The sequence below is a fragment of the Microbacterium sp. NPDC056736 genome (assembly GCF_042790415.1).
GTDB lineage: Bacteria > Actinomycetota > Actinomycetes > Actinomycetales > Microbacteriaceae > Microbacterium.
Window position 1 is genome coordinate 67132 of sequence record NZ_JBHTZE010000008.1, and the last position, 22489, is coordinate 89620.

The window sequence follows — 22489 nt, forward strand, 5'->3', positions numbered from 1 at the left end:
CTCCTTCGCGCGTCGTCAAGCCGCCGGGACGATGACCGGCTTGATGATGTCGTCGAGCTTCGACGAGAAGAGGTGGTACCCCTCGGCGATCTCGTCGAGCGGGATGCGGTGGGTGATGAGCTCGCTCGGGCGGAGGTAGCCGGCGCGGATGTGCTCGAACAGCCGCGGCCACTGGCGCTTCACCGGCGCCTGGTTCATCCGCAGCGTCAGGCCCTTGTTCATCGCATCGCCGAACCTCACCGCGCTGAACATCGGCCCGTAGGCGCCCATGACCGAGACGGTGCCCCCCTTGCGCACGGAGTCGATGGCCCAGTTGAGCGCGACGGGCGAGCCGCCCTGCAGCTTCAGCTTCGCCGAGGTGACGTGCTGGATCACGTGGCCGTCGGCCTCGGCGCCGACGGCGTCGATGGCGACATCCGCCCCAAGCCCGTCCGTGAGCTTCTTCAGCTCGCGCACGATGTCGCCGACCTGCGTGATCGACACCGTCTCTGCGAAGGCGAAGTCCCTCGCCTTCTGCAGGCGGTAGTCCAGGTGGTCCACCACGATCACGCGGCCGGCGCCCATGAGCCAGCACGACCGCGCCGCAGCGAGACCGACGGGCCCCGCGCCGAACACGACCGCGGTGTCACCCGCCTCGATGTCGGCGAGCTGGGCGCCGAAGTATCCCGTCGAGAAGGCGTCGGTGAGCAGCAGCGCGTCCTCGTCGGCGATGTCCTCCGGGATGACGGTCGGCCCCACGTCGGCGAACGGCACCCGCACCAGCTCGGCCTGACCCCCGTCGTAGCCGCCCGTCGAGTGGGAGTACCCGTAGATGCCCCCGATAGCGGTCGCGTTCGGGTTGACGTTGTGGCAGTTCGAGAAGAGCCCCCGCGCGCAGAAGAAGCACGAGCCGCAGTAGATGTTGAAGGGCACCATGACGCGGTCTCCGACGCTCAGGCTCTGCACCGAGCCGCCGACCTGCTCGACCCGGCCGATGAACTCGTGCCCGAACGTGTGGCCGATGCGTGTGTCGGGCATCATCCCGTGGTACAGGTGCAGATCGGAGCCGCAGATCGCGGCGAGCTCGACCCGCACGATCGCGTCGTTGGGGTGCTCGAGCGTCGGCTCGGGCTTGTTCTGGACCCGCAGCTTGTACGGTCCGCGGTATGCCATCGCCTTCATCGCGCCTCCCGGTGTCTCACGACACCCTGCGCGACGACGGCGGGACGCATCGAGGGGGTTGCGTCGGCGCGTGCGTGCTGTATCGTGCGCCCGCGCCCGGCCGTCGGTCTCAGCCGCGGAAGTACGCCTCCGCGACGCGGGCGAGGTCCCACAGGTCGCTCACGCCCGCGAGCTCCCGCGCGGAGTGCATGGAGAGGATCGGGATGCCGACATCCACGGTCCGGATCCCGAGCCGCGTCGCGGTGATCGGCCCGATCGTCGAGCCGCAGGGCACCGAGTTGTTCGACACGAACTCCTGGCTGGTGACCCCGGCCTCGGCGCACCAGCCGTTCCACGCGGCCGCGCCGGCGGCGTCCGTCGCGTACCGCTGGTTGGCGTTGATCTTCAGGATCGGGCCGGATCCGAGCAGGGGCTGCACGACGGGATCGTGCTTCTCGGCGTAGTTGGGGTGGACGGAGTGGCCGACATCGCTCGAGACGCACCACGAGCCGGCGAGCGCACGCAGCTGCTGCTCGCGATCCGCGCCGAGCGACAGCCGGATCCGCTCGAGGACATCCGCCAGGAACGGCCCCGCGGCACCCGAGCGGGTGCCGGATCCGACCTCCTCGTGGTCGAAGACGGCGAGCATCGGCATGTGGTCGGCGGCCAGGTCGCCGGCGGTACGCTCGAGCGCCACCACGCCGGCGTGGACCGACGCGAGATCGTCCAGGCGGCCCGACGCGAAGAAGACGTCGTCGCGACCGAACGTCGCACCGCGCGCGGCATCCGCCGTCACGACGTCGTAGCCGCGGATCCGCGCCGCGTCCACGCCCGCGTCCCGAGCGAGCTCCGCCAGCAGGTCGGCCGACTCGACGGGCCCGAGCCCCCACACCGGCTGGGTCTGCGACTGCTTGTCGAGCGCGAGGTGGTCGTTCGCCTCACGGTCGAGGTGGATCGCCAGCTGAGGCAGGCGCAGCAGCGGTCCGGTCGCCGCGAGGACGCTCGACCCGTCGTCCAGCACGAGCCTTCCCGCCAGACGCAGCTCTCGATCGAGCCAGGAGTTCAGCAGCGGCCCCCCGTAGACCTCGACACCGGCCTGGAGCCAGCCGAGCCGTCCCGTCGTGGGCTTCGGCTTGAGCTTGAAGCCCGGGGAGTCGCTGTGGGCACCGAAGATGCGCACCGGGGTGTCCGTCGTCGCGGTCGACGGCGCGACCCAGGCGATCACGGCGCCGTCGCGCACGACGAGGAACCTGCCGCCGCTCTGCGCGGGCCACGGGGCATGCTCATCGAGCCGGCTGAATCCGGCGGTCTCGAGCCGGCGGGCGACCTCGCCGGCCGCGTGGAAGCTCGACGGGGACGAGGCGACAAAGTCGGCCAGGTCGTCGGCGTGGCGCAGGGCGTCGGTGGCTGCGGGAGCGGTGGATGACGACACGATCAGGGCCTCCTGGGGCGACGGCGGGGGACGTTCCGATCGTAGTTGCGCGTGGGGTCGGGACCTCGCCGCCGCGGAATCCGCGCGATTGATCTGGCCTTTTCGGACTCAGCGCTCACATGTAACGTTCAGGTAACGCACCGGAACCGTCCAGAAACTGCGGCGAGACTCGGGGACTTGTGCCCGCCCGAACGGTCACGACGCGCTCTTCGCGGCGCGAATCTGCTGATACGGAACCCGGTCTTCATATGCGCTCCCACTCGTCTTCGCCCGCCCGCCGCACGCTCCGCCGCGCGGAACGACGCAGCCGCCGTCGCCCCGTCCTCGTCGTTGCGACACTGGCGGTCGGGGCGCTGGCGACGGCCGGGTTCACCACGGCGGCGCCCGCCGCCGAGGCGCAGGCGTCCGGTTCGCTGGGTGGATTCGCGCTCGCGTCCTACAGCACCGCCTCCTTCGGCACCGCTCCCGAGACGGTGACGGCGTCCGCCGTCGAGAAGGCGGTGACGGATGCCTCGACCGCCGTGTCGGCGGCGGCGACCGTCGCTTCCGACATCGCCGTGTCGGGGCTGGACGTCGGCACGACCGACACGACGGTGGACACCAGCGAGCTCGAGACCGCGCTCGAGCAGCTCGAGCGTGCGCAGGCGCTTCCGGCGATGTACTCCGCGGAGTTCGCCGACGACGTGACCACGCTCACCGCGTCGGTGAACGAGGAGACCCAGGGCCTGCGAGGGAAGCTCGATGCCGCGCTGGCGCTCAAGGCGCAGCGCGAGGCCGAGGAGAAGGCCCGCAAGGAGGCTGAGGAGAAGGCGCGCCAGGAGGCGGAGGCCGCCGCAGCCGCCGAAGCAGCAGCCGCGGCGAAGCAGTCCTCGAACTCGGGATCGGGCTCGTCCGCCGCGCCCAACCCGGTGTACGCCACCGGCGGCGCCGTCGGCGGCACCAGCCCGGCCGACGCGCAGGCCACGGCGCGCGCCATGATCGGCAACTACGGCTGGGGCGACGACCAGTTCGCGTGCCTCGTGTCGCTGTGGCAGAAGGAGTCGGGCTGGAACTACCAGGCCTACAACCGCTCGAGCGGTGCGTACGGCATCCCGCAGGCCCTCCCCGGCAGCAAGATGGGCACCGCGGGCGCCGACTGGCAGACCAACCCGGCCACGCAGATCTCGTGGGGACTGGGGTACATCTCCGGCCGCTACGGCAGCCCCTGCGGCGCGTGGGGTCACTCGCAGTCGGTCGGCTGGTACTGATCTCCGCCGCATCCGCCACCGGCGGCACAGCGAAGTCATAGCGGATCGATAGGCAGGCGACCCCGCCCGTCGAGCCGCGCGACCGAGACTGAAGGCGTGAGTCTTCCGTCCCCCGCGCGCGCGACGGCACCCCGGCTGCTCTACGTCGAGGACGAGAGCGACATCGCCCGGATCGTCGTCGAGGTGCTCGGCGACGAGTACGACGTCGATCGCGCGGCGACCGGCGAGGAGGCGCTCGCCCTCGCGCTGGCACGCCGGTACGACGTCATGGTCATCGACCGGCGCCTGCCCGGCATGTCCGGCGTCGACCTCGTCCACGCCATCCGGACCGCGCGCATCGCGACGCCCGCACTCATGCTCACCGCGCTCGGCGCGCTGGAGGACCGCGTGAGCGGACTGGATGCGGGCGCCGACGACTACCTGCTGAAGCCGTTCGACTTCGCGGAGCTCCGCGCGCGGTTGCGCGCTCTGCGACGCGGCCGTGGCGCGGGCGACCGCCGCGAACTCGGCGACTGGGTCTTCACGCCGGCGTCGCAGGCCCTGTACTCCCCCACCGAAGGGCGCATCGCCCTCACCCACGCCGAGTCCGAGCTGCTTGCGCTCCTCACCTCGAGCCCTGAGCACGTGTTCTCCCGCGACGAGATCCTCGCTGACGTCTTCCCCGGCGGCTCAGCGGCGACGGTGGACACGTATGTGCACTACATCCGCCGCAAGTCGACGCCCGAGATCATCGAGACGGTGCGGGCCCGCGGGTACCGCAGCGGGACACCGCGATGAGCACGCGTACGGATGCCGCCACCACCGCCGACCGTCGCCGCGTGCAGCAGGCGGCGCTGCGGGCCGGGCTGTGGGTCGCGATCGCTTCGGCGGCCGTGGTGGCCGCCATCACCGCGGTCACCGTGGCCGTGCTGTTCGCCACGTCGCGACCGGAGCACGGGCCGCTGCGAGACGGCCCGCCCGGCGGCGGCTGGGACGGGCCGGGCGATCGTGTCATCGATCTCGACGCCGTCGTCCCGGCGGCGATCCTGGTCGGGCTGGTGGGCGTGATCGCACTCGGGTTCATCGCCTGGTGGGCGTCCAGGCGCGCAGCCCAGCCGCTGGCGGACGCCCTCGAGGTCCAGCGCGCGTTCGTCGCGGACGCCAGCCACGAGCTGCGCACGCCGCTCACCACGCTGGACAGCCGCATCCAGCTCGCCCAGCACCGTTCGGAACGCGGTGGCGACGTCCAGGCGGTGCTGGCGGATCTCCGCCGCGATGCGGCGGTGATGGACGCGGTGCTCACCGAGCTGCTGTTGTCGGCCGAGACGGCGGGCGCCGTCAGCGGTGACGGGAGCGCCACGGCGGATGTCGCGGCGTCAGCGGAGGCTGCGATCGCGGTCATCGCACCGAGGGCCGCCGAACGCGGCGTCCGCCTGGGGGTGAGCGCGTCCCCCGGCCTCGACGCCGGTGCGGATGCGACCGCGCTCACCCGTGCCCTCATCGCTCTGCTGGACAACGCCGTCCGCTACTCGCCGGCCGGGTCGACCATCCGCGTCGAGGGGCGGAGAGCCGGCCGCCGTGTCGAGGTGCGGGTCGCCGACGAGGGCAGTGGCATCGCGGCCGCCGACCCGGAGCGCCTCTTCGATCGCTTCGCGCGCGCCGGGGACGACCCCGGCGCCGGTAGCCGCAGGGGCTTCGGTCTGGGCCTCGCGCTCGTCCGTGACATCGCGACGCGCTTCGGCGGGACGGTGACCATCGAGACCACCTCGTCCGCGGGCACCACGTTCCTCATCGACCTGCCCGCCTCGGGCCGGCGCGCGGAGACCCGTCGACGCTGAGCGTTGCCCCTCGCGACCTTATGAGAATGCCCAGATCGGCTGACTCTTTGCGCATTCTTTGAACCGCGGCGGGACAGTGGCTCCATGTCCGATCACACCGAACCGACCGCCGGCACCGCACCGACGGCCGAGCCGTCCCCCACCGCAGCCATCCCCGCTCACCCGCCGCAGCCCTCGCCTCAGGCACCGGTGCCGACCGGAGCGGCGTCGACGGGAGCGGCGCCGACCGAACCCGCGTCGACGACAGCACCCGCGAAGCCCCCGCTCCTCCGCCGGCTGTGGGTGCGGATCGCTGGAGCGGCCGGAGCAGCCCTGCTCCTGCTGGGCATCGGATTCGGCACCGGCTGGGCGGCGAGCAGCGCCGCCTCCGTCGCGGGGGTGCCTACTGGCTGGAACCAGGGCGACCACGACTTCCCCGGCGATGGGCCGGCGGGGCGCGGCGGGCCGGACGGCCGGTGGCAGGACGGCGGCCCCGGAGGGGCGCCGGGCCAGGGTGACGACCTCGACGACGACACCGACGACGGCGCCGACACCGATGCCGACGGCGACGGGTCCTGACCCCGTCACTCACGAGAGACACCGAGGAGAACGCCATGGCGACGATCGCTTCCCCGCCCGTCCTGGCCGGCGTGCGGCATCCGTCGTCCGCAGCGCCCGCCCGCAGGCGCGCCGCGGCCTGGAACGCCGCGGCGGTCGTCGTCATCTGGCTGACGAGCCTGTTCGTCGCCGAGCTGTGGGTGTCGGGGGGCGGCGTCGACGCCGTGCTCGCGGGCGGGCCCGAGGCCGTCAACGCCGCCGGCCGGCTTTGCGGGCTGGTCGCGGCGAACCTCCTGCTCTACCAGGTGCTGCTCATGGCCCGCGTCCCGCTCTTCGAGCGGGGGTTCGGGCGTGACGGGATCACCCGCATGCACCGGCTGGTCGGCTTCTGGTCGTTCTGGCTGATGCTCGCGCACATCGCGCTGCTCGTGGTCGGCTACGCCGCGGTGGCTCAGGTCGGTCTGCCGGCACAGCTCTGGCAGTTCGTGTGGGACTACCCCGGCGTGCTCCTCGCAACGGCCGGTACGGCGCTCATCGTGCTCGTCACCGTCACCTCCCTCCGCCGTGCGCGCCGGCGGCTTCGCTACGAGTCGTGGCATCTCCTCCACCTCTACGCCTACGTCGGCGTGGGCATCGCGATCCCCCACCAGCTGTGGTCGGGGGCCGACTTCACCGCCTCGCCGTGGGCCACCGCGTACTGGTGGACCCTGTGGGCACTCGCCGCCGGCGCTGTCGTGGCGTTCCGACTGGCACAGCCGGCTTTGATCTCGCGGCGCCACAACCTCCGGGTGGCCCACGTCGCCGCCGACGGCGTCGGCGGCGTGACGGTGACGATGAGCGGCCGTGGGCTCTCCCGGCTGGGTGCGCGGGGCGGACAGTTCTTCGTGTGGCGGTTCCTCGGCGGACGCGGCTGGTCCCGGGGTCACCCCTTCTCGCTCGCCGCGGCGCCCCGCGACGACGCCCTCACGATCTCGGCCCGGGTCGTCGGCGACGGCACAGCCCGGCTCGCGGGGCTCGCACGCGGGACGCGTGTGCTCATCGAGGGCCCTTACGGCCGACTGACCGGAGACGCCCGGCGCGGCGGCAAGCTGCTCCTTCTCGGTGCCGGCGCCGGCGTGGCGCCCCTGGTGTCCCTGCTCGAGTCGGAGGACTACGCGCCCGGAGACGCGGTCCTCGTGACGCGCGACTCCGCCGCCGAGGCGGCGCTGCGGCGCCCCGCGATCGAGGGGCTCGTGCGCGACCGCGGCGTCCGCCACATTGCTCTCGACGGGCCTCGCGCCGCCTCCGGCGCACCGTGGCTCCCCGACTCGCACCGTGCGTGGGAGGGCGCCGATGTGTTCCGCTTCCTCGCCGCCGACCTGGACGAGTACGACGTGTTCGTGTGCGGCCCTCCGGCCTGGATGGATGCGGTGACCGGCGATCTGCGCGCAGCGGGCGTCACCCGCGACCGCATCCACACCGAATCGTTCTCGATCTGACCCCCGGAGTCCAAGGAGTCGCCATGAAGAAGATCGTCTACGGCATCCTCGCCACCCTCAGCGGCCTCGTGCTGCTGTTCAGCTACCGCACGTCGCACGTCGAGAACGTGACGTCGCTCGCCGCGGAGACCCCGCCCAGCTCGTCTTCGACGTCGTCGGACTCCGGGGCCGGCACAGGCGGCGGCGCGGGAGACAGCGGCTCCGGCGCCGCGTCGGACAGCGGGGCCGGCTCCGGCGCCGCGTCGGACAGCGGAGCCGGCTCCGGCTCGGCCGGCACCGCCACCGGCTCGACCGGCGCGACATCGGGATCCTCCGACGTGACATCCCTCGCGGACGGCACCTTCACCGGCGACACCGTGAACACCCGATTCGGTCCGGTGCAGGTGCAGATCACGGTCGCCGGCGGGGTGATCACGGACGTCCAGGTGCCCGAGTACCCGTCGAGCAATCCGCGCGACCGGCAGATCAACGAGCGCGCGCTGCCCGTGCTGGTCTCCGAGACCGCCGAGGCGCAGTCCGCCGACATCGACATGGTCTCGGGTGCGACGTACACCAGCGAGGGCTATCGGGAGTCCCTGCAGAGCGCGATCGATCAGGCCCGCTCATGAGGGGCCGCCGCCACGTCGAGGTCGCCCACATCATGGGGACCGCGATCAGCGTGCACGTCGTGGGCGATGTCGACGAGGACGCCTTCACCACAGCGGCATCCGCGTGCTTCGCGGAGCTCCGCGCGGCCGACGCGGTCTTCTCCCCGTATCGCGACGACTCCGACATCTCGCGGATGGCGCGCGGCGAGCTGGTGATGGCGGATGCCTCCCGCTGGGTCGCCGAGGTGGCCCAGGCGTGCGCCGAAGCGGAGGTCGAGACGTCCGGCCGATTCTCCGCGACCTGGGCGGGAGCCTTCGACCCGACGGGGTATGTCAAGGGATGGTCGGTCGAGCGCGTCGCGCGGGCCCACCTCGCGCCGCTCCTCGCGCGCCCGGGCGTCGTCGCTGCCGGGATCAACGCGGGCGGGGACATGCAGCTGCTCACGGCTCCCGACGCCGACTGGACCTGGAAGGTCGGGATCGTCGACCCGGCCGACCGCTCGCGGGTGCTCGCCGTCACGTCCGTACGCAACGGGGCGATCGCCACGTCCGGCGGCGCAGAGCGCGGCCCGCACATCATCGATCCGCGATCCGGCACGCCCGCGACCGGCGCCGCCTCGGCGACGGTGGTCTCCGACGCGCTCTCGCACGCCGATGCGTGGGCGACCGCCGCCGTGGTCGCCGGCGTCGACGACCTCACCTGGATCGCGCGCGCCGGCCGCACCAGCGGAATGATCGTCGGACCGGGCGGACGGGTGCGGCGGTGGCTCGAGGGGGTGGAGGTCAGCGTCGCCGATGCGGCAACTCCGGATCAGGCGGGCCGCAGCACCTTCTCCATCGGCTTCCCCTTCGCCAGCTCGTCCACGAGCTTGTCGAGGTAGCGGATCTGCTGCATCAGGGGATCCTCGATCCCCTCCACGCGGACACCGCAGATCACGCCGGTGATCTGCGAGGCCCGGGGGTTGAGGCGGGCGTCCGCGAAGAAGTCCTCGAACGTCGTGCCCTCGGCGAGATGCCGGCGAAGCTCCGCGTCGTCGAACCCCGTCAGCCACTGGATGACCTCGTCGACCTCCTCGCCGGTGCGGCCCTTCTTCTCCGCCTTGGCGACGTAGAGCGGGTAGACCGACGCGAAGCTCGTCGTGTAGATGCGGTGCACGCGGCCAGCGTATTCGACGGCGGCCGGCGTATTCGACGGGTGCGCCGTGCGGCCGATCGACCGGCACAGGCAATGATGGTCCCGGTGGGTAGCCCTCCCACCGGGACCATCGCGCGATTACGGGAGACTGGACGGCGACCCGAACGCCGAAGCTCGACCGCCCCGCGCTGCTTTGCTTGCCTGCCCTGCAAGCGTACGTCGCCCTGTTCCGCCCGACTCGGCCTTGACACAGGACGCGACGCCCTGATACGCCATGAGCCCCGGCGTGACGCGCCGCCGGCCGTCACCGATCGGGCCATCCGAGGTCAAGGCCCTTCTCGCGCTCCGAGCGCCTCGGATGGAATGTCACCATGTCGAACGCTCCGCGCATCTCGGTCGTCATCCCGGTCAAGGACGACGACACCGAGCTCGCGCGGTGCCTCCAGGCGCTCGCGCGCCAGACCCGGCCGCCGGACGAGGTGGTCGTCGTGGACAACGGATCGACGGATGCCTCCGCCGGCGTCGCCCGCGTCTTCGGCGCCCGCCTGGAGCGGTGCGAGACGCCCGGCATCCCCGCGGCGAGCGCGGCCGGGTACGACGCCGCCACCGGGGATCTGATCCTGCGACTGGACGCCGACTGCGTTCCGGATGCGTCGTGGGTGGGGACGATGGCCGACGCGTTCGCCGCACGCCCGGACGTCGCCGCGTTCACCGGCGGCGCGCGCTTCATCGACGGTCCGCCGGGCCTGCGCGGTCCGCTCGCCGTCCTCTACCTCGGCTCCTATGCCGCCGTCATGACCATCACGCTCGGTCATCCCCCGCTGTTCGGATCGAACCTCGGCATGCGGCGAGACGCGTGGCGCAGCATCCGTTCCCGCGTTCACCGTGACGACGCGGAGCTGCACGACGACATGGACCTGTCGTTCCACCTCGGTGAGCGCGGACGCATCCGCCTCTTGCCGAGGGCCCGCATGGGCATGTCGATGCGGCCGTTCACGAGCGTCCGCGACTTCGCGCGCCGTGTCGAGCGCGGCCTGCGGACCGTCATGGTGCATCTCCCCCGCGACTTCCCGCCGGTGCGATGGTCCCGCCGCACGCTGCGCGCTGTGCGCGCGAGGTGCCGCGGGAACCGCCGCGCCGCAGCCCTCGTCGCCTCCCGGCGGTGGCGCTAGGCTGACGCGCACGGCGCATGCGGTCCTCTGCCGACCGCGTCGACGCCAGGAGGGAGCCGACCGATGAGCGAGGTCGCAGCGACGACGCAGGAGGCACCGCCGCCGGAGCCCGCTCCGCGACGTATTCCGCTCTGGGCATGCCCGGTCATCGGCATCGGCGCCGCGCTCGCCGGGTTGCTGCCGTGGCTCGTGAGGGGGCCCCGTCTGCCGCTGCAGGACCTGTGGGCCGTCGACACCGCGCCCGGGGACATGCCGCTGGTCCTGCTGCCGTTCAGCCAATACTCCCTCACGCTGCTGTTCGGCCTGATCGTCGTCGGGTCCGCCGCGGCCGGCATCGTCGCCCGCGCCACCGCCGAGCGGCTCCCCCGCGGCGGGTTCGCGCTGATGGCCCTGGGCCTGCTCGCCGCTCAGGCCGCCGCGATCACCCAGTCCGCTCTCGTCGTGCGCGACGGGCTGCAGGAACGCAGCATCTCCACGCTGTACCTGGGGGCGCTGGTGGCGGTGTGCACGGTCTCGTTCCTCGTCGGGCTGGTGTCTGTCCTGCTCATCGCGCGCGCCCCGCGCGCGGGCGCGCTCCTCGGCCTCACGCTCGGGGCGACCGCCGCCGCGCCCTGGGCCGGGGGGCTGGTGCAGCCGCTGCTGACGACGGACCAGGGCACGCTCTCGTCGATCGTGTGGCTGCTGCAGTGGGTGACACCGGTGCTGACCGGGATCGCGATCGCGTGGACGGGGGTGAACACCGTCGGCAGGGTGCTGGCGGCACTGGTGAGCCTGGCCCTCATCTGGATCGCTCCGGCCGCGATGACCGGCATCGCCAGTGCGGCGGGGAGCCGCGCGCTCGCGCGGGACCCGCTCGACATGATCGACTACGGCGTCTCCGTGTTCCGCATGGCGCTGTTCATCCCGGAGCTGGCCCTGCGGCCCATCGTCGCCGCGCTCGCCGTCGCCATCATCGGCCTGCTGGTGCGGTGGGCCGTCGCCAGGGCGCGGCGGGACCGGCGGTCCGCCGCCGTCTCCTGACGGCTGCGGCCGGCTACGACACGCGGCCGTCCCCGGGACGCGACACCCGCAGCCACCGGTACCCGTATGCCGGCACCTCGAGCTCCACTCCCCCGCGATCGTCCAGCGGCAGGCGATCCGATCCCAGCAGGTCGACCAGTGCCGTGCCCTCCGGCTCGTCGGCGAGCGCGAACCGCGTGGTCGCCGGGACGCCGGCGAGGTTGTGGATCGCCACCATCCGGCCGACGTCGGCGCGCAGCGAGTGCACGAGGATCGCGTCGACCGGCTGCTCGAGCACCTCGAAGTCGCCCCACCCGAGCTCGGGCGAGATGCGGTACCGCGAGATGAGGTCGCGGAAGAAGTGCAGCAGCGAGCCGCGATCCTCGATCTGATCCGCCACGTTGACGTGCTGGGGCGCATAGCCGTCCCCCGGCGGGCGCGCGACGAGTCGTGACGGGGACGCCTGCGAGAAGCCGCCGTTCTTCTCGGACGTCCACTGCATCGGCGTCCGCACCGCGGTGCGCCCCGGGATGTCGATGTTCTCGCCCATGCCGATCTCCTCGCCGTAGAAGAGCACGGGTGTTCCGGGGAGCGTGAACATGAGGCTGTACGCCATGCGGATGCGGCGCGGATCGCCGAGCATCGGGGGCAGCCTGCGGGTGATGCCCCTTCCGAACACCCGCTGCCGCTCGTCGGGCGCGAACGCCTCGAACACCTCCTCGCGCTCCTCATCGGAGAGCTTGTCGAGCGTGAGCTCATCGTGGTTGCGGAGGAAGTTCGCCCACTGCACCTCGACGGGCAGCGACGGGCGGGACGACAGCGCCTCGACCAGCGGGGCGGGGTTCTCGCGCACGAGCGAGAGGTAGAACGCCTGCATGCCGACGAAGTCGAACTGCATCGACAGCTCGTTGGCGTCGGCGCCGCCGAAGTAGTCCACCTGCTGGTCGTACGGCAGGTTGACCTCGCCGAGCAGGATGGCCTCGCTGGACCGGCGCTGCAGGAACCGCCGGAAGTCGCGCAGCAGCTCGTGGGGGTCGGGGATCTGCGCGCCGGGAGGCATCTCGAGGAAGAACGGCACCGCGTCGACGCGGAATCCCGCCACGCCCAGCTGCAGCCAGTACCCGATCACGCGGGCGAGCTCGTCGCGCACCGCGGGGTTCGCGATGTTGAGGTCGGGCTGGTGCTCGTAGAAGCTGTGCTGGTACCACTGCCCGGACGCCTCGTCCTTCGTCCAGATGCCGTCCGCCTCACCGGGGAAGACCGCGTTCTTCTGCCCTTTCGGAGGCGCGTCGTCCCGCCAGATGTAGTAGTCGCGGTAGGGCGAGTTCACGCTCCGCTTGGCGCTGACGAACCACGGATGCCGATCGGAGGTGTGGTTGACGACGAGGTCGACGATCACACGCATTCCGCGATCGTTCGCGGTGCGGATCATCTCGACGAACTCGCCGTGGTCGCCCAGCCGCGGATCCACGCCGTAGAAGTCGGAGACGTCGTACCCGTCGTCACGATCCGGCGACGGATAGAACGGCATGAGCCACAGGCACGTGACCCCGAGCTGAGCGAGGTAGTCGATGCGCCGTGCGAGGCCTCGCATGTCACCCACCCCGTCGCCGTTGCCGTCGAGGAAGGTCTCCACGTCGAGGCAGTAGATGACCGCGTTCTTCCACCAGAGGTCGCTGGTATCGGTGATCTTCATCGCGCCTCCTTCAGGCGGGGCAGGATGCCGGACTCCGCGGCACCCAGGAAATAGGACTGGTCGCGGCCGACGTGGTGGATGTACACGCGGTCGAACCCGATCTTCACCAGCGCCTCGATCCGCTCGGCGAGGGAGACGGGGTCGGGATCGACGAGGACCGCCTGGCGCAGCTTCGCCTCGTCGACCTCGCCGACCGCCGCGTCGAAGTCCTCGGGCTGCTCGAGATCCCACGCCAGCGGCGGTGAGACGAGACCATTGCGCCACTGGTCCTTCGCGATCGCGTACGCCTCGGCATCCGTCTCGGCGATGCTCACGTGCACCTGCAGCACGCACGGGCCGGCCCCGCCGTTCGAGCGGTAGGCGTCGACGACCCGCTCCAGCGCGTCCGGCGCCTGCACGACGGTGGCCAGGCCCTCGGCCCACGACGCCGCCCACGCCGCCGTCTCGGCGCTCACGGCCGTCGCCATGAGGGGCGGCGGCTCGACCGGCCGGCTCCAGAGGCGGGCACGGTGGACCGTGACCAGCCCGTCGTGCGTCACCTCCTCGCCGGCGAGCAGCCGTCGGATCACGTCGACGCTCTCGCCCAGGCGCCGGGTGCGCACGTCCTTGGGAGGCCAGGGGTCGCCGGTGACGTGCTCGTTCATCGCCTCGCCGCTGCCGAGCGCGGCCCAGAAACGCCCGGGGAACATCTCCTCGAGCGTCGCGAACGCCTGCGCGACGATGACGGGGTGGTATCGCTGACCGGGGGCGTTGACCATGCCGATGGAGAAGTCCGTCCGCGCGAGGGCGGCGCCCAGCCAGCTCAACGCGAAGCCCGACTCGCCCTGCCGGGGGTTCCAGGGAGCGAGGTGGTCGGAGCACATGGCGCCGTCGAACCCGGCCGCCTCGGCCTGCTGCACAGCGGTGAGCAGGTCGCTGGGCAGGATCTGCTCATGGGACGCGTGGAAGCCTACGAAGACCATCCAGCGAGTCTGCCGCGCGGGCCGTCCATCCGGGAAGCCCTTGAGATCCGGCGCGGTGTCGGTTACACCCGCGCCCGACCGTCCGCGCGGCGGGAGTCAGCGGCAGGCCGCAAGCCCTTGCGTCCGCAGGCAGGGATCTGCGTACCGTGAGCAATGCACACCCGACCGACGACGCCCGCAGATGAGCGCAGATCCGGGCCGCTCATCGGACCCGTGGCCGCGCCGGAGCTCCACGTGATGACCTTCAACGTCCGGCGCCGCATGAACGGACTCGCGTGGCGTCGCGCCGACCGGTGGCGTCACCGCGAGGCCGCCGTCAGGGCTCTCCTGCGGATGGAGCAGCCGACCATCGTGGGCGCGCAGGAGGTGCTGCCGGATCAGGCCGAGGCGATGCGGGACGCGCTCGGCGCGCGCTACCGCTTCATCGGACGCGGTCACGGCCCGCGCGGCACCGGCGAGGGCTGCCCGCTCTTCTTCGACGCCGAACGTCTCGACCTCGTCGAATGGGAGCAGACCGCGCTGTCGGAGCACTCCCGCGAGCCGGGCTCGCGCTCGTGGGGCAACCTCATCCCCCGCATCGCGGTGACGGCGCGCTTTCGCGACCGGGGAACCGGGCTCGTCTTCACCGCCGTCAACACCCACCTCGATCCGTTCTCGCCCCGCTCCCGCATCCGCTCGGTCGAGGCCCTGCTGGCGATGGCCGATCCGGGCCCGGCGATCCTGACCGGGGACCTGAACGCCGGCGAGGGGTCGCGCACCCTCCGGGCGCTGCTCGGCGGGGGTTCGCTGCGCGACGCCTGGACCGCCGCCGACGAGCGAGTGACGGCATCCGTCGGCACCTTCGCCGGCTACCGCACGCCGCGACCGGACAGGGCGCGGATCGACTGGATCGTCGTGACGCCGGATGTCGCCGTGGCGCGCGCGGCGATCAACGCCTTCCGCCACGAGGACGTGTGGCCGTCCGACCACCTCCCCGTGCAGGCCGTCGTGACGGTGCGACCAGAGCGGACACGGCCGTGATCCGGCGCTTCCTCAGGCCGCCGAGCGGCGCCGGCGAGTGGCTCGCCGACGCGATCCGGGTGCTGGGGCCGCTCAGCGTCATCGCCGGGTTCATCTGGTGGGCACCCGCAGACGCCGGGGTGCTCGCCCTCGCCCTCTTCGGGCTCGTCCTCCCCCGCTTCGTGGGGGTGAGACCGGGCTTCGACATCGCCTTCTGCGTCACGGTGCTCGTGGCGGCCTGGAGCAACGTCTTCCTGCTGTACCAGACGGTGCTCGGCTGGGACCTCGTCGTGCACTTCGTCTTCACCGGCATGGTGGCCGCCATGGCGTACCTCCTGCTCTCACGACTCGGGCTCGTCCCGCCGCCGCTGGCGCCGGACACGCGGCCTGCGACGCCGATCCTGCTCGTGACGAGCCTCGGGATGGCCCTCAGCGCCGTGTGGGAGATGCTCGAGTGGATCGGCTGGCGGTTCATCTCGGAGGAGATCTACGTCGCCTACGAGGACTCGATCGGCGACATGGCCGCCGGGGGCCTCGGGGGCCTTCTTGCCGGTCTCCTCGTCGTGCGCGTCAGGCTGCTGGAGGAACAGGACTGACCTCCGACAGGAACTCAGAGCGCGTTCCCAGGTTCACGGGACCAAAACCGGCGCGGCATCCGTTCTCCCTCTATGACGCCGCAGCCAGCGGCGTCGCATCAGGAGGAATCGTGAGCAACGAGTACCGCAGGACCCCCGAGGCACTGAGCCGCCTCACCGACGCCCAGTACCGCGTGACGCAGGAGGACGGCACCGAGCCGGCTTTCCGCAACGAGTACTGGAACAACCACGAGCCCGGCATCTACGTGGATGTCGTCTCCGGCCAGCCGCTCTTCTCATCGACCGACAAGTACGACAGCGGAACCGGATGGCCGAGCTTCACCCAGCCGATCGAGCCCGACGCCGTCGCCACCAAGACCGACTGGAAGCTGCTGATGCCGCGCACCGAGGTGCGGTCATCGGGCGCCGACAGCCACCTCGGGCACGTCTTCCGCGACGGCCCCCGGCGGGCCGGCGGCCTGAGATACTGCATGAACTCGGCCGCATTGCGCTTCGTGCCCGCCTCGTCGCTCGAGGCCGAGGGCTACGGGGCCTACCGACACCTCTTCACCACCGAGAACCAGGAGCACGCATCATGACCAGCGGTCCCTTCGACACCGGCGAGATCACCCGAACCCCCGGCACCGAGACGGCAGTCCTCGCGGGCGGCTGCTTCTGGGGCATGGAGGACCTCATCCGCCGCCAGCCCGGCGTCCTCGATACGCGGGTGGGCTACACCGGCGGCGAGAACGCGCACGCCACCTACCGCAAGCACCCGGGTCACGCCGAGGCGGTCGAGATCGTCTTCGACCCGACGAAGACCACGTACCGCGACATCCTCGCGTTCTTCTTCCAGATCCACGACCCGTCGACGCTGAACCGTCAGGGCAACGACATCGGCTCCAGCTACCGGTCGGCGATCTTCCCGCTCTCTCCCGAGCAGGAGCAGGTCGCGCGCGAGACCATCGCCGACGTGGACGCGTCCGGGCTCTGGCCGGGCAAGGCCGTCACGACGATCGAGCCCGCGGGCCCGTTCTGGGAGGCCGAGCCCGAGCACCAGGACTACCTGATCCGCATCCCCAACGGGTACACGTGCCACTTCCCGCGCGCGGGCTGGGTGCTGCCCAAGCGCGCCGACGCCACCGCGTAGGCGAAGAGCACGAACGGATGCCGCGACCCGGCCGGGTCGCGGCATCCGTTCTGTTCGCTCAGTGCGTGGAAGCCCAGGACTGCAGCTGCGTGAGCGTGATGCCTGATTTGGAGTCCTTCACGCTCAGCCGCAGAGCCTTGGCGATCTGGCCCGCCGAGCAGCCGCCGGCGTCGACCACCGTGAGGTTGGCCGAGCGACCGGTGCCGTCGACGAATGCGCCCGTGGACTTCGCGTAGTAGCGGCCCGCGACGGGCTTGCTGATCGCATCGGGCAGGACGGTCGCCGCACAGGCGTCCGCCGAATCCGCGACGCCGTCCCGGTCCGAATCCGCCACGATGGGCGTCGTCGTGCCTGAAGAGGTCGAGCAGTCGAAGGTCCACGTGATGCTGGACGGGCGCGTGCCCGCCGCTTCGAGGGACCAGCCGAGGTTGTACGTCCCGTCGGCGGGAGCCTTGAACGCGAGACCGGTGGTGGCCGGCGCCGAGTACATCGTGATGCTGAAGCCGCGGGCGACGCTCAGCATGATCTTGTCGCCCGTCGCGGCGGGGGACATCTTCGCCGTGATCGTCTCGCCCGACCGCAGCGTCACACCGGTGTAGCTCACCGTCGACTGGGTCAGCGCGAGTCCTTCGAACGTTCCGCACGAGTACGCCGCGGTGGCCGTCTGAACGCCGCCTGATGGAGCGGCCGACGCCGGCGACACCGCCAGCCCGATCGCCATGGCCAGTCCTACTAGAGCTCCGCTCAGAGCGAGCCTCGATCGCCGTGCACGCATGCGTTCTCCCCTCGGATATACGAGTCGACGCCCGCGCCGGGCGGCGGGCAGTCGAAGTCAAGAAGTATCAGACGGCGACTGAATATGCCATGTGTACGGCTCAATACGTGCTTCCGCGGTCCTCGTCAAGAGGGTGCGAGGGGGCGGAGCCGACGCGCAGGCTGGGGGCATGAGTCAGATCATCGAGACCATCGACGTGGACGTGCCCGTCACCATGGCGTACAACCAGTGGACCCAGTTCGAGACCTTCCCGAAGTTCATGGACGAGGTCGAGTCGATCACTGAGATCGACGACACCCACAACCACTGGAAGGTCAAGGTCGGGCCGGTCGAGCGCGAGTTCGACGCCGAGATCACCGAGCAGCACCCCGACGAGCGGGTGGCATGGCGCAGCATCGACGGCGAGACCGTGCACGCCGGCGTCGTCACGTTCCACAAGCTCACCGACACCGGCACCCGGGTCACCGTGCAGATCGACTGGGAGCCGACGGGCGTCGTCGAGAAGGTCGGGGCCGTCGTGGGCGCCGACAACTTCGCCGTGAAGCGGGACCTCGAGAACTTCAAGAAGTTCATCGAGAAGGCCCCGCAGGAGACCGGAGCCTGGCGCGGCGACGTGCCGCGCTGACACGGGCTCAGCAGACCCGCGGATGCCGCGCCCCGGCTGGGGCGCGGCATCCGCTGCGTCGTCAGTCCCGGGCGGCCGGCTCCACCGGCTGTCGCAGGATCGTGCGCAGCCGCTCGGGCGCCGACCGGCGCGGGTCGGTGAGGTAGATCTCGTGGTGACGCCCGGTCATGCGCAGCCCGTGCGCCGGGATGAACCGCTCGTGCATGTCGGCCAGGACCGGTGCCTCGTCGTCGTACGAGCCGACGTGCAGCGTCTGGACGCAGGTGCCCTCCGCGAGATCTCCGAGCCGGAGGGAGCCGAGGGCGGCGGAATCGCCCTTCTCGGCGGCCGCCCGGCGGGCGCGCTCCGCATGGACCTCCTCGATCCATTCCGGCACGAGGATCATCATCGTCCAGCTCCAGCGGGATTTGTCGCGCGACGTGGTGAAGGTCGCCATGTCGTCGGACCACCACAGTCCCTCGAGCGGCATGACGACGTAGTCCCGGCCCAGCTCGGTCTTGCTGAGGAACTTCAGGCGGTATGCCGTGCCGAAGAGCGCCGCGACCGCATCCGTGTACTGCGCGGACGCGTTGGGGTCGCCGTGGCCGTCCACCATCAGGTAGCGGAGCGGCGGCACCTCGACGACCTCGAACGCACCCCGGGGCGCCGTGTAGGAGGGGATGGTCCGCTTCAGGTCGACCTTCGTCACCCGGCGTCCTCGGCGGTGCGCGACTGACCGCCGGCGGAGGACTCGGACTTGCGCCCGCCGGCCTCCAGGACATCGCCCGCCGGCAGCTCCTGGTGTCCGCCGAACTGCAGGCGCATCGCCGAGAGGACCTGATTGGCGAAGCGGTCCTCGTCGCGCGAGGCGAAACGCTCGAACAGCGAGGCCGCGAGCACCGGCGCCGGCACCCCGGTGTCGACGGCCGCCTTGACGGTCCAGCGCCCCTCGCCGGAGTCCGAGACGCGCCCCGCAAGCCCGTCGAGCGTGGGGTTGCCGTGCAGGGCAGCGGCCGTGAGATCCAGCAGCCAGGAGGAGATCACCGAGCCCCGGCGCCACAGCTCCGCGACCTTCGGGGTGTCGATGGTGAACTGGTAGAACTCCGGCTCCTCCAGGGGAGCGACCTCGGCGGAGTGCTCCGCCTCGCGCACACCCGCATCGGCATGCTCGAGGATGTTCAGGCCCTCGGCCAGCGCCGCCATCACGCCGTACTCGATGCCGTTGTGGACCATCTTCACGAAGTGCCCGGCACCGGACGGACCGCAGTGCAGGTACCCAAGCTCCTCCGGTGCGAAGTCGCCGTCGCGGCCCGGCGTGCGAGCAGCCTCCCCGCTGCCCGGTGCGATGGTCCTGAGGATCGGCTCGATGCGCCGGAACGCCTCGTCGGGGCCGCCGACCATGAGGCAGTAGCCGCGCTCCAGCCCGAACACGCCTCCGCTGGTGCCGATGTCGACGTAGTGGATGCCGGTGTCCTGGAGCGCGACCGCGCGCCGCACGTCGTCGCGGTAGTTCGAGTTGCCGCCGTCGATGATGATGTCGCCGGGGTCGAGCAGCGCTGCGACCTCGTCCACAACCGTGCCCGTGAGGCCCGCCGGGATCATGAGCCACACCGCGCGCGGCGCCTCGAGCTTCGACACGAGCTCGGCCAGGCTCGTCGAGCCCTCGGCCCCCTCGCCGGCCAGCGTCGCGACAGCGTCGGGGCTGACGTCGTACACCACGCAGTCGTGCCCGTCGCGCATCAGGCGCCGGACGATGTTCCCGCCCATCCGGCCGAGTCCCACCATTCCCAGCTGCATCGCCGCTCCTCCACTCGTCGGTCGGGCGCCTCGCGGACGGAGGCCCGTGGTCGAAGTCTAGGCAGGCTCAGGGCGTCGGGGACCCGCCGGTCACGGCGAGGGTCTCGCCGGCGACGTAGCTGGACTCCGCCGACGCGAGGAAGACGTAGGCCGGCGCGAGCTCGGCCGGCTGACCGGCACGTCCCAGCGGCGTCTGCTCGCCGAAGCTCTCGATCTTCTCCTGCGGCTGGCCGTCGGTCACCTGCAGCGGAGTCCAGATCGGCCCAGGAGCCACCGCGTTCACCCTGATGCCCTTCGGCGCCAGCTGCTGCGCGAGCGCCTTGGTGAAGGCGTTGATCGTCGCCTTCGTCGAGGCGTAGTCCACGAGGATCTCCGACGGCTGATACGCCTGGATCGACGTGGTGTTGATGATCGCGGATCCCGGCTTCAGATGCGGCAGCGCCGCTTTGGTGATCCAGAACATGGCGTACACGTTGGTCTTGAAGGTGTCGTCGAACTGCTCGTCGTCGAGGGTCGTCAGATCCTCGTTGAAGATCTGCTTGCCGCCGTTGTTGACCAGGATGTCCAGGCCTCCGAGCCCCTCGACCGCTCGCTCTACGAGGTCCCGGCAGTAGGCCGGATCGCGCAGGTCGCCGGGGATGGTGAGCGCCGTCACGCCGGCATCCTGGAGGATCCCCGCGACGCGCTGCGCGTCCCGCTCCTCCTCCGGCAGGTACGACATCGCGACATCCGCGCCCTCGCGCGCGAAGGCGATCGCGGTAGCCGCGCCGATCCCGGAATCCGCACCCGTGATGAGGGCCTTGCGACCGGCGAGCCGGCCGGTGCCCCGATACGTCTCCTCGCCCAGATCGGCCTTCGGCTGCAGCTCGGCGTCGAGACCCGGCTCGGGCTGACGCTGCTTCTTCGGATCGAAGTCCGCGTACAGCTCGGCGGGGTTGGTGAACGTGTACTGGTCGCGCTGTTCGCCTGTCATGAGGCCACGCTAGGCACGCCGCGCGCCGGCGTGACGGGGGTTGCGCCGGGACGGAACGGCCGTTAGTGGCCGGCCGCGTGCTTGACTTGAGCCATGCGCGAGGTGGCGATGTTCCCGCTGGGGAGTGTGCTGTTCCCCCACACGCCGCTCCTCGTGCGCATCTTCGAGCCCCGCTACCTGACCATGCTGGGCAGGCTGCTCGACGAGGAGGACCCGCGCTTCGGCGTCGTGCTCATCGAGCGAGGACGCGAGGTCGGGGGCGGCGACATCCGCACCGGCGTCGGCACGTTCGCCCGCCTCATCCGGGTGGACGCGGCGAGCGAGGCGATGTACGCGGTCGCGGTGGGGGGCGACCGGTTCGAGGTGGCGGAGTGGCTGGACGACGACCCCCACCCGAGAGCACGCGTCGACGCTGTGCCGGAACTGGAGTGGGACGATGCCCTCACGGCGTTGCGCGGCGAGGCCGAGGCCATCGTGCGGCGCGTCGTCGCCCGCGCGTCCGGCGCCGAGTCCGGGGGCCTGGAGATCGTGCGGTGGGATGCCGACACCCCGCTGTCGGACGATCCGGTCGAGGCCGCGTGGCAGCTGGCCGCACTGGCCCCGCTCGGCGAGCTCGACCGCTACTCCCTGCTGCAGTCGACCACGATGGGCGGGCTCCTTCGCATGATCATCGACCTGACGCTCGACATCGAGCCCGTCATCACCGCCGGCCCGGCGGACGGCGGCGGCTACTCGCCGGCGGGCTGATCAGCCGCTGATGATCGTGCTGAAGGCGAGCACGATGATCAGCGCGTTGAGGAAGAAGCTCGTGACGGTGTGCCACACGACGGTCCACCGCATGCGCGTCGTCATCACCTGCACGTCGGAGACAGAGAAGTTCGTGGCGTTGGTGAACGAGAAGTAGACGAAGTCGGCGATCCGGGGCGCGTCCGTGCCGGGGAAGACCAGGGGGGCGACGTCGGCGACCCGGAAGCGCCGGTGGTAGATGCGGGCGAACCCCCAGTGGTACAGCGCCCAGGACAGCAGCATGGCCGAGATCGCGACCGGCTCGACCCACCCGGCCCAGTCGGGGTCGTCGCGGAGGATGAGGATCTCGATGGCGGCGACGATCCCGACGATGCTCGCCAGGAATGTGGCGGTCACGCTGACGACGGCGACCGCGGGGTGCAGGTCGAGCCGCCCCAGCCACGCGGGTGCCGCGACTTCGGACCGGCGCACGCTGATCGCCACCGCGATGACCGACGCCAGCCAGTACAGGCCCCCGATGACGCACCACAGCGCCAGCGCGTCCAACGTGCTGTCGGGATCCTCCACGAGGATGATCGCGAGGCCGATCCCGATGAGGCCCAGCTGCACGAGCAGGTCCGCGACCCGCAGCATCATCACGCCGAGCACTGGTCACCCCCGCAGTCAG

At 71.4% G+C, this 22489-nt stretch carries 25 protein-coding genes; 15 read left to right on the forward strand and 10 right to left on the reverse strand.

All coding sequences use genetic code 11. From position 1 onward, the window contains the following. Nucleotides 1-15: 15 nt before the first annotated feature. Nucleotides 16-1161: a zinc-dependent alcohol dehydrogenase gene (locus ACFRAL_RS15270; protein WP_378884465.1), complete on the reverse strand. Its 1146-nt coding sequence runs from the start codon at nucleotides 1159-1161 to the stop codon at nucleotides 16-18. 109 nt (nucleotides 1162-1270) lie between these two features. Further along, nucleotides 1271-2572 (reverse strand): M18 family aminopeptidase, encoded by a 1302-nt coding sequence (locus tag ACFRAL_RS15275; RefSeq protein WP_378884467.1) that lies wholly within the window; start codon nucleotides 2570-2572, stop codon nucleotides 1271-1273. Nucleotides 2573-2820: 248 nt separating this feature from the next. On the opposite strand from ACFRAL_RS15275, the gene ACFRAL_RS15280 reads away from it, so the two are divergent. The 7 genes from ACFRAL_RS15280 (at nucleotide 2821) to ACFRAL_RS15310 (ending at nucleotide 9119) form a co-directional block, all read left to right on the forward strand. Further along, complete coding sequence (locus ACFRAL_RS15280; RefSeq protein ID WP_378884470.1) at nucleotides 2821-3819, forward strand: lytic transglycosylase domain-containing protein; 999 nt, start codon at nucleotides 2821-2823, stop codon at nucleotides 3817-3819. Nucleotides 3820-3915: 96 nt separating this feature from the next. Then, nucleotides 3916-4596, forward strand: coding sequence for a response regulator transcription factor (locus tag ACFRAL_RS15285; RefSeq protein ID WP_378884473.1), 681 nt, complete (start codon nucleotides 3916-3918; stop codon nucleotides 4594-4596). Further along, complete coding sequence (locus ACFRAL_RS15290; RefSeq protein WP_378884476.1) at nucleotides 4593-5636, forward strand: sensor histidine kinase; 1044 nt, start codon at nucleotides 4593-4595, stop codon at nucleotides 5634-5636. Before ACFRAL_RS15285 ends, ACFRAL_RS15290 begins: the two co-directional genes overlap by 4 nt. Nucleotides 5637-5720: 84 nt before the next feature. Continuing rightward, a complete protein-coding gene (locus ACFRAL_RS15295) occupies nucleotides 5721-6194 on the forward strand; it encodes a hypothetical protein (protein WP_378884479.1) in 474 nt (157 codons plus the stop codon). A gap of 35 nt (nucleotides 6195-6229) precedes the next feature. After that, on the forward strand, nucleotides 6230-7651 hold the full coding sequence (locus ACFRAL_RS15300) for a ferric reductase-like transmembrane domain-containing protein (protein WP_378884481.1): 1422 nt from the start codon (nucleotides 6230-6232) through the stop codon (nucleotides 7649-7651). Nucleotides 7652-7674: 23 nt separating this feature from the next. Further along, complete coding sequence (locus tag ACFRAL_RS15305; protein WP_378884484.1) at nucleotides 7675-8259, forward strand: FMN-binding protein; 585 nt, start codon at nucleotides 7675-7677, stop codon at nucleotides 8257-8259. Then, nucleotides 8256-9119 carry an FAD:protein FMN transferase gene (locus tag ACFRAL_RS15310; RefSeq protein WP_378884487.1) on the forward strand — a complete coding sequence of 288 codons (864 nt, stop codon included), beginning with the start codon at nucleotides 8256-8258 and terminating at the stop codon, nucleotides 9117-9119. Before ACFRAL_RS15305 ends, ACFRAL_RS15310 begins: the two co-directional genes overlap by 4 nt. Here ACFRAL_RS15310 and ACFRAL_RS15315 read toward each other — a convergent pair. Continuing rightward, nucleotides 9050-9394: a DUF2200 domain-containing protein gene (locus ACFRAL_RS15315; protein ID WP_378884490.1), complete on the reverse strand. Its 345-nt coding sequence runs from the start codon at nucleotides 9392-9394 to the stop codon at nucleotides 9050-9052. The genes ACFRAL_RS15310 and ACFRAL_RS15315 overlap by 70 nt on opposite strands. A gap of 350 nt (nucleotides 9395-9744) precedes the next feature. Between ACFRAL_RS15315 and ACFRAL_RS15320 the strand changes: the two genes are divergently transcribed. Together ACFRAL_RS15320 and ACFRAL_RS15325 are read left to right on the forward strand one after the other, a co-directional pair. Then, entirely contained in the window at nucleotides 9745-10545 is an 801-nt protein-coding gene (locus tag ACFRAL_RS15320) for a glycosyltransferase family 2 protein (RefSeq protein ID WP_336394940.1), read from the forward strand. 63 nt (nucleotides 10546-10608) lie between these two features. Further along, nucleotides 10609-11565 carry a hypothetical protein gene (locus tag ACFRAL_RS15325; protein ID WP_378884494.1) on the forward strand — a complete coding sequence of 319 codons (957 nt, stop codon included), beginning with the start codon at nucleotides 10609-10611 and terminating at the stop codon, nucleotides 11563-11565. 13 nt (nucleotides 11566-11578) lie between these two features. Here ACFRAL_RS15325 and ACFRAL_RS15330 read toward each other — a convergent pair whose 3' ends face one another. Then, on the reverse strand, nucleotides 11579-13240 hold the full coding sequence (locus ACFRAL_RS15330) for an alpha-amylase family protein (protein ID WP_336394938.1): 1662 nt from the start codon (nucleotides 13238-13240) through the stop codon (nucleotides 11579-11581). Further along, the gene (locus ACFRAL_RS15335) at nucleotides 13237-14202 is read right to left on the reverse strand and encodes a TIGR03885 family FMN-dependent LLM class oxidoreductase (protein ID WP_378884497.1); all 966 of its coding nucleotides are present in this window, start codon (nucleotides 14200-14202) and stop codon (nucleotides 13237-13239) included. The genes ACFRAL_RS15330 and ACFRAL_RS15335 overlap by 4 nt, the downstream gene beginning before the upstream one ends. A gap of 153 nt (nucleotides 14203-14355) precedes the next feature. Here ACFRAL_RS15335 and ACFRAL_RS15340 point away from each other — a divergent pair, with 153 nt between their 5' ends. From ACFRAL_RS15340 to msrA, 4 genes are all read left to right on the forward strand, one after another. Beyond that, entirely contained in the window at nucleotides 14356-15222 is an 867-nt protein-coding gene (locus ACFRAL_RS15340) for an endonuclease/exonuclease/phosphatase family protein (protein ID WP_378884500.1), read from the forward strand. Next, a complete protein-coding gene (locus ACFRAL_RS15345; RefSeq protein ID WP_378884503.1) occupies nucleotides 15219-15797 on the forward strand; it encodes a hypothetical protein in 579 nt (192 codons plus the stop codon). The genes ACFRAL_RS15340 and ACFRAL_RS15345 overlap by 4 nt, the downstream gene beginning before the upstream one ends. Nucleotides 15798-15907: 110 nt before the next feature. Continuing rightward, entirely contained in the window at nucleotides 15908-16375 is a 468-nt protein-coding gene (msrB, locus tag ACFRAL_RS15350; protein WP_378884506.1) for a peptide-methionine (R)-S-oxide reductase MsrB, read from the forward strand. Further along, complete coding sequence (gene msrA, locus ACFRAL_RS15355; RefSeq protein ID WP_336394933.1) at nucleotides 16372-16926, forward strand: peptide-methionine (S)-S-oxide reductase MsrA; 555 nt, start codon at nucleotides 16372-16374, stop codon at nucleotides 16924-16926. Before msrB ends, msrA begins: the two co-directional genes overlap by 4 nt. 58 nt (nucleotides 16927-16984) lie before the next feature. On the opposite strand, the gene ACFRAL_RS15360 is transcribed toward msrA, so the two are convergent. Next, a complete protein-coding gene (locus ACFRAL_RS15360) occupies nucleotides 16985-17647 on the reverse strand; it encodes a hypothetical protein (protein WP_336394932.1) in 663 nt (220 codons plus the stop codon). A 223-nt stretch (nucleotides 17648-17870) separates the two neighbouring features. On the opposite strand from ACFRAL_RS15360, the gene ACFRAL_RS15365 reads away from it, so the two are divergent. After that, nucleotides 17871-18326 carry an SRPBCC family protein gene (locus ACFRAL_RS15365; protein WP_378884510.1) on the forward strand — a complete coding sequence of 152 codons (456 nt, stop codon included), beginning with the start codon at nucleotides 17871-17873 and terminating at the stop codon, nucleotides 18324-18326. 61 nt (nucleotides 18327-18387) lie between these two features. Here ACFRAL_RS15365 and ACFRAL_RS15370 read toward each other — a convergent pair whose 3' ends face one another. The 3 genes from ACFRAL_RS15370 to ACFRAL_RS15380 form a co-directional block, all read right to left on the reverse strand. Continuing rightward, complete coding sequence (locus tag ACFRAL_RS15370) at nucleotides 18388-19014, reverse strand: GyrI-like domain-containing protein (RefSeq protein ID WP_336394930.1); 627 nt, start codon at nucleotides 19012-19014, stop codon at nucleotides 18388-18390. Then, nucleotides 19011-20102, reverse strand: a complete 1092-nt coding sequence (gene gnd, locus ACFRAL_RS15375) for a phosphogluconate dehydrogenase (NAD(+)-dependent, decarboxylating) (protein WP_378884513.1) — start codon at nucleotides 20100-20102, stop codon at nucleotides 19011-19013. Before gnd ends, ACFRAL_RS15370 begins: the two co-directional genes overlap by 4 nt. A gap of 67 nt (nucleotides 20103-20169) precedes the next feature. After that, entirely contained in the window at nucleotides 20170-21075 is a 906-nt protein-coding gene (locus tag ACFRAL_RS15380) for an SDR family oxidoreductase (protein ID WP_336394928.1), read from the reverse strand. A 93-nt stretch (nucleotides 21076-21168) separates the two neighbouring features. Between ACFRAL_RS15380 and ACFRAL_RS15385 the strand changes: the two genes are divergently transcribed. After that, nucleotides 21169-21822, forward strand: a complete 654-nt coding sequence (locus tag ACFRAL_RS15385; RefSeq protein WP_336394927.1) for an LON peptidase substrate-binding domain-containing protein — start codon at nucleotides 21169-21171, stop codon at nucleotides 21820-21822. On the opposite strand, the gene ACFRAL_RS15390 is transcribed toward ACFRAL_RS15385, so the two are convergent. Next, entirely contained in the window at nucleotides 21823-22458 is a 636-nt protein-coding gene (locus ACFRAL_RS15390) for a DUF1345 domain-containing protein (protein ID WP_378884651.1), read from the reverse strand. Between the last annotated feature and the right edge of the window lie 31 nt (nucleotides 22459-22489).

Excerpts from the sequence above, each read along its gene's own strand:
- ACFRAL_RS15320 (WP_336394940.1), top strand. The coding sequence starts at position 9,745 with ATGTCGAACGCTCCGCGCATCTCGGTCGTCATCCCGGTCAAGGACGAC.
- msrA (WP_336394933.1), top strand. The coding sequence starts at position 16,372 with ATGACCAGCGGTCCCTTCGACACCGGCGAGATCACCCGAACCCCCGGC.
- ACFRAL_RS15310 (WP_378884487.1), top strand. The coding sequence starts at position 8,256 with ATGAGGGGCCGCCGCCACGTCGAGGTCGCCCACATCATGGGGACCGCG.
- ACFRAL_RS15390 (WP_378884651.1), bottom strand. The coding sequence starts at position 22,458 with ATGATGCTGCGGGTCGCGGACCTGCTCGTGCAGCTGGGCCTCATCGGG.
- ACFRAL_RS15380 (WP_336394928.1), bottom strand. The coding sequence starts at position 21,075 with ATGACAGGCGAACAGCGCGACCAGTACACGTTCACCAACCCCGCCGAG.
- ACFRAL_RS15300 (WP_378884481.1), top strand. The coding sequence starts at position 6,230 with ATGGCGACGATCGCTTCCCCGCCCGTCCTGGCCGGCGTGCGGCATCCG.
- ACFRAL_RS15305 (WP_378884484.1), top strand. The coding sequence starts at position 7,675 with ATGAAGAAGATCGTCTACGGCATCCTCGCCACCCTCAGCGGCCTCGTG.
- ACFRAL_RS15295 (WP_378884479.1), top strand. The coding sequence starts at position 5,721 with ATGTCCGATCACACCGAACCGACCGCCGGCACCGCACCGACGGCCGAG.
- ACFRAL_RS15385 (WP_336394927.1), top strand. The coding sequence starts at position 21,169 with ATGCGCGAGGTGGCGATGTTCCCGCTGGGGAGTGTGCTGTTCCCCCAC.
- ACFRAL_RS15335 (WP_378884497.1), bottom strand. The coding sequence starts at position 14,202 with ATGGTCTTCGTAGGCTTCCACGCGTCCCATGAGCAGATCCTGCCCAGC.
- ACFRAL_RS15360 (WP_336394932.1), bottom strand. The coding sequence starts at position 17,647 with ATGGCGATCGGGCTGGCGGTGTCGCCGGCGTCGGCCGCTCCATCAGGC.
- ACFRAL_RS15330 (WP_336394938.1), bottom strand. The coding sequence starts at position 13,240 with ATGAAGATCACCGATACCAGCGACCTCTGGTGGAAGAACGCGGTCATC.
- ACFRAL_RS15340 (WP_378884500.1), top strand. The coding sequence starts at position 14,356 with ATGCACACCCGACCGACGACGCCCGCAGATGAGCGCAGATCCGGGCCG.
- ACFRAL_RS15270 (WP_378884465.1), bottom strand. The coding sequence starts at position 1,161 with ATGAAGGCGATGGCATACCGCGGACCGTACAAGCTGCGGGTCCAGAAC.
- ACFRAL_RS15290 (WP_378884476.1), top strand. The coding sequence starts at position 4,593 with ATGAGCACGCGTACGGATGCCGCCACCACCGCCGACCGTCGCCGCGTG.
- ACFRAL_RS15325 (WP_378884494.1), top strand. The coding sequence starts at position 10,609 with ATGAGCGAGGTCGCAGCGACGACGCAGGAGGCACCGCCGCCGGAGCCC.
- ACFRAL_RS15365 (WP_378884510.1), top strand. The coding sequence starts at position 17,871 with ATGAGTCAGATCATCGAGACCATCGACGTGGACGTGCCCGTCACCATG.
- gnd (WP_378884513.1), bottom strand. The coding sequence starts at position 20,102 with ATGCAGCTGGGAATGGTGGGACTCGGCCGGATGGGCGGGAACATCGTC.
- ACFRAL_RS15280 (WP_378884470.1), top strand. The coding sequence starts at position 2,821 with ATGCGCTCCCACTCGTCTTCGCCCGCCCGCCGCACGCTCCGCCGCGCG.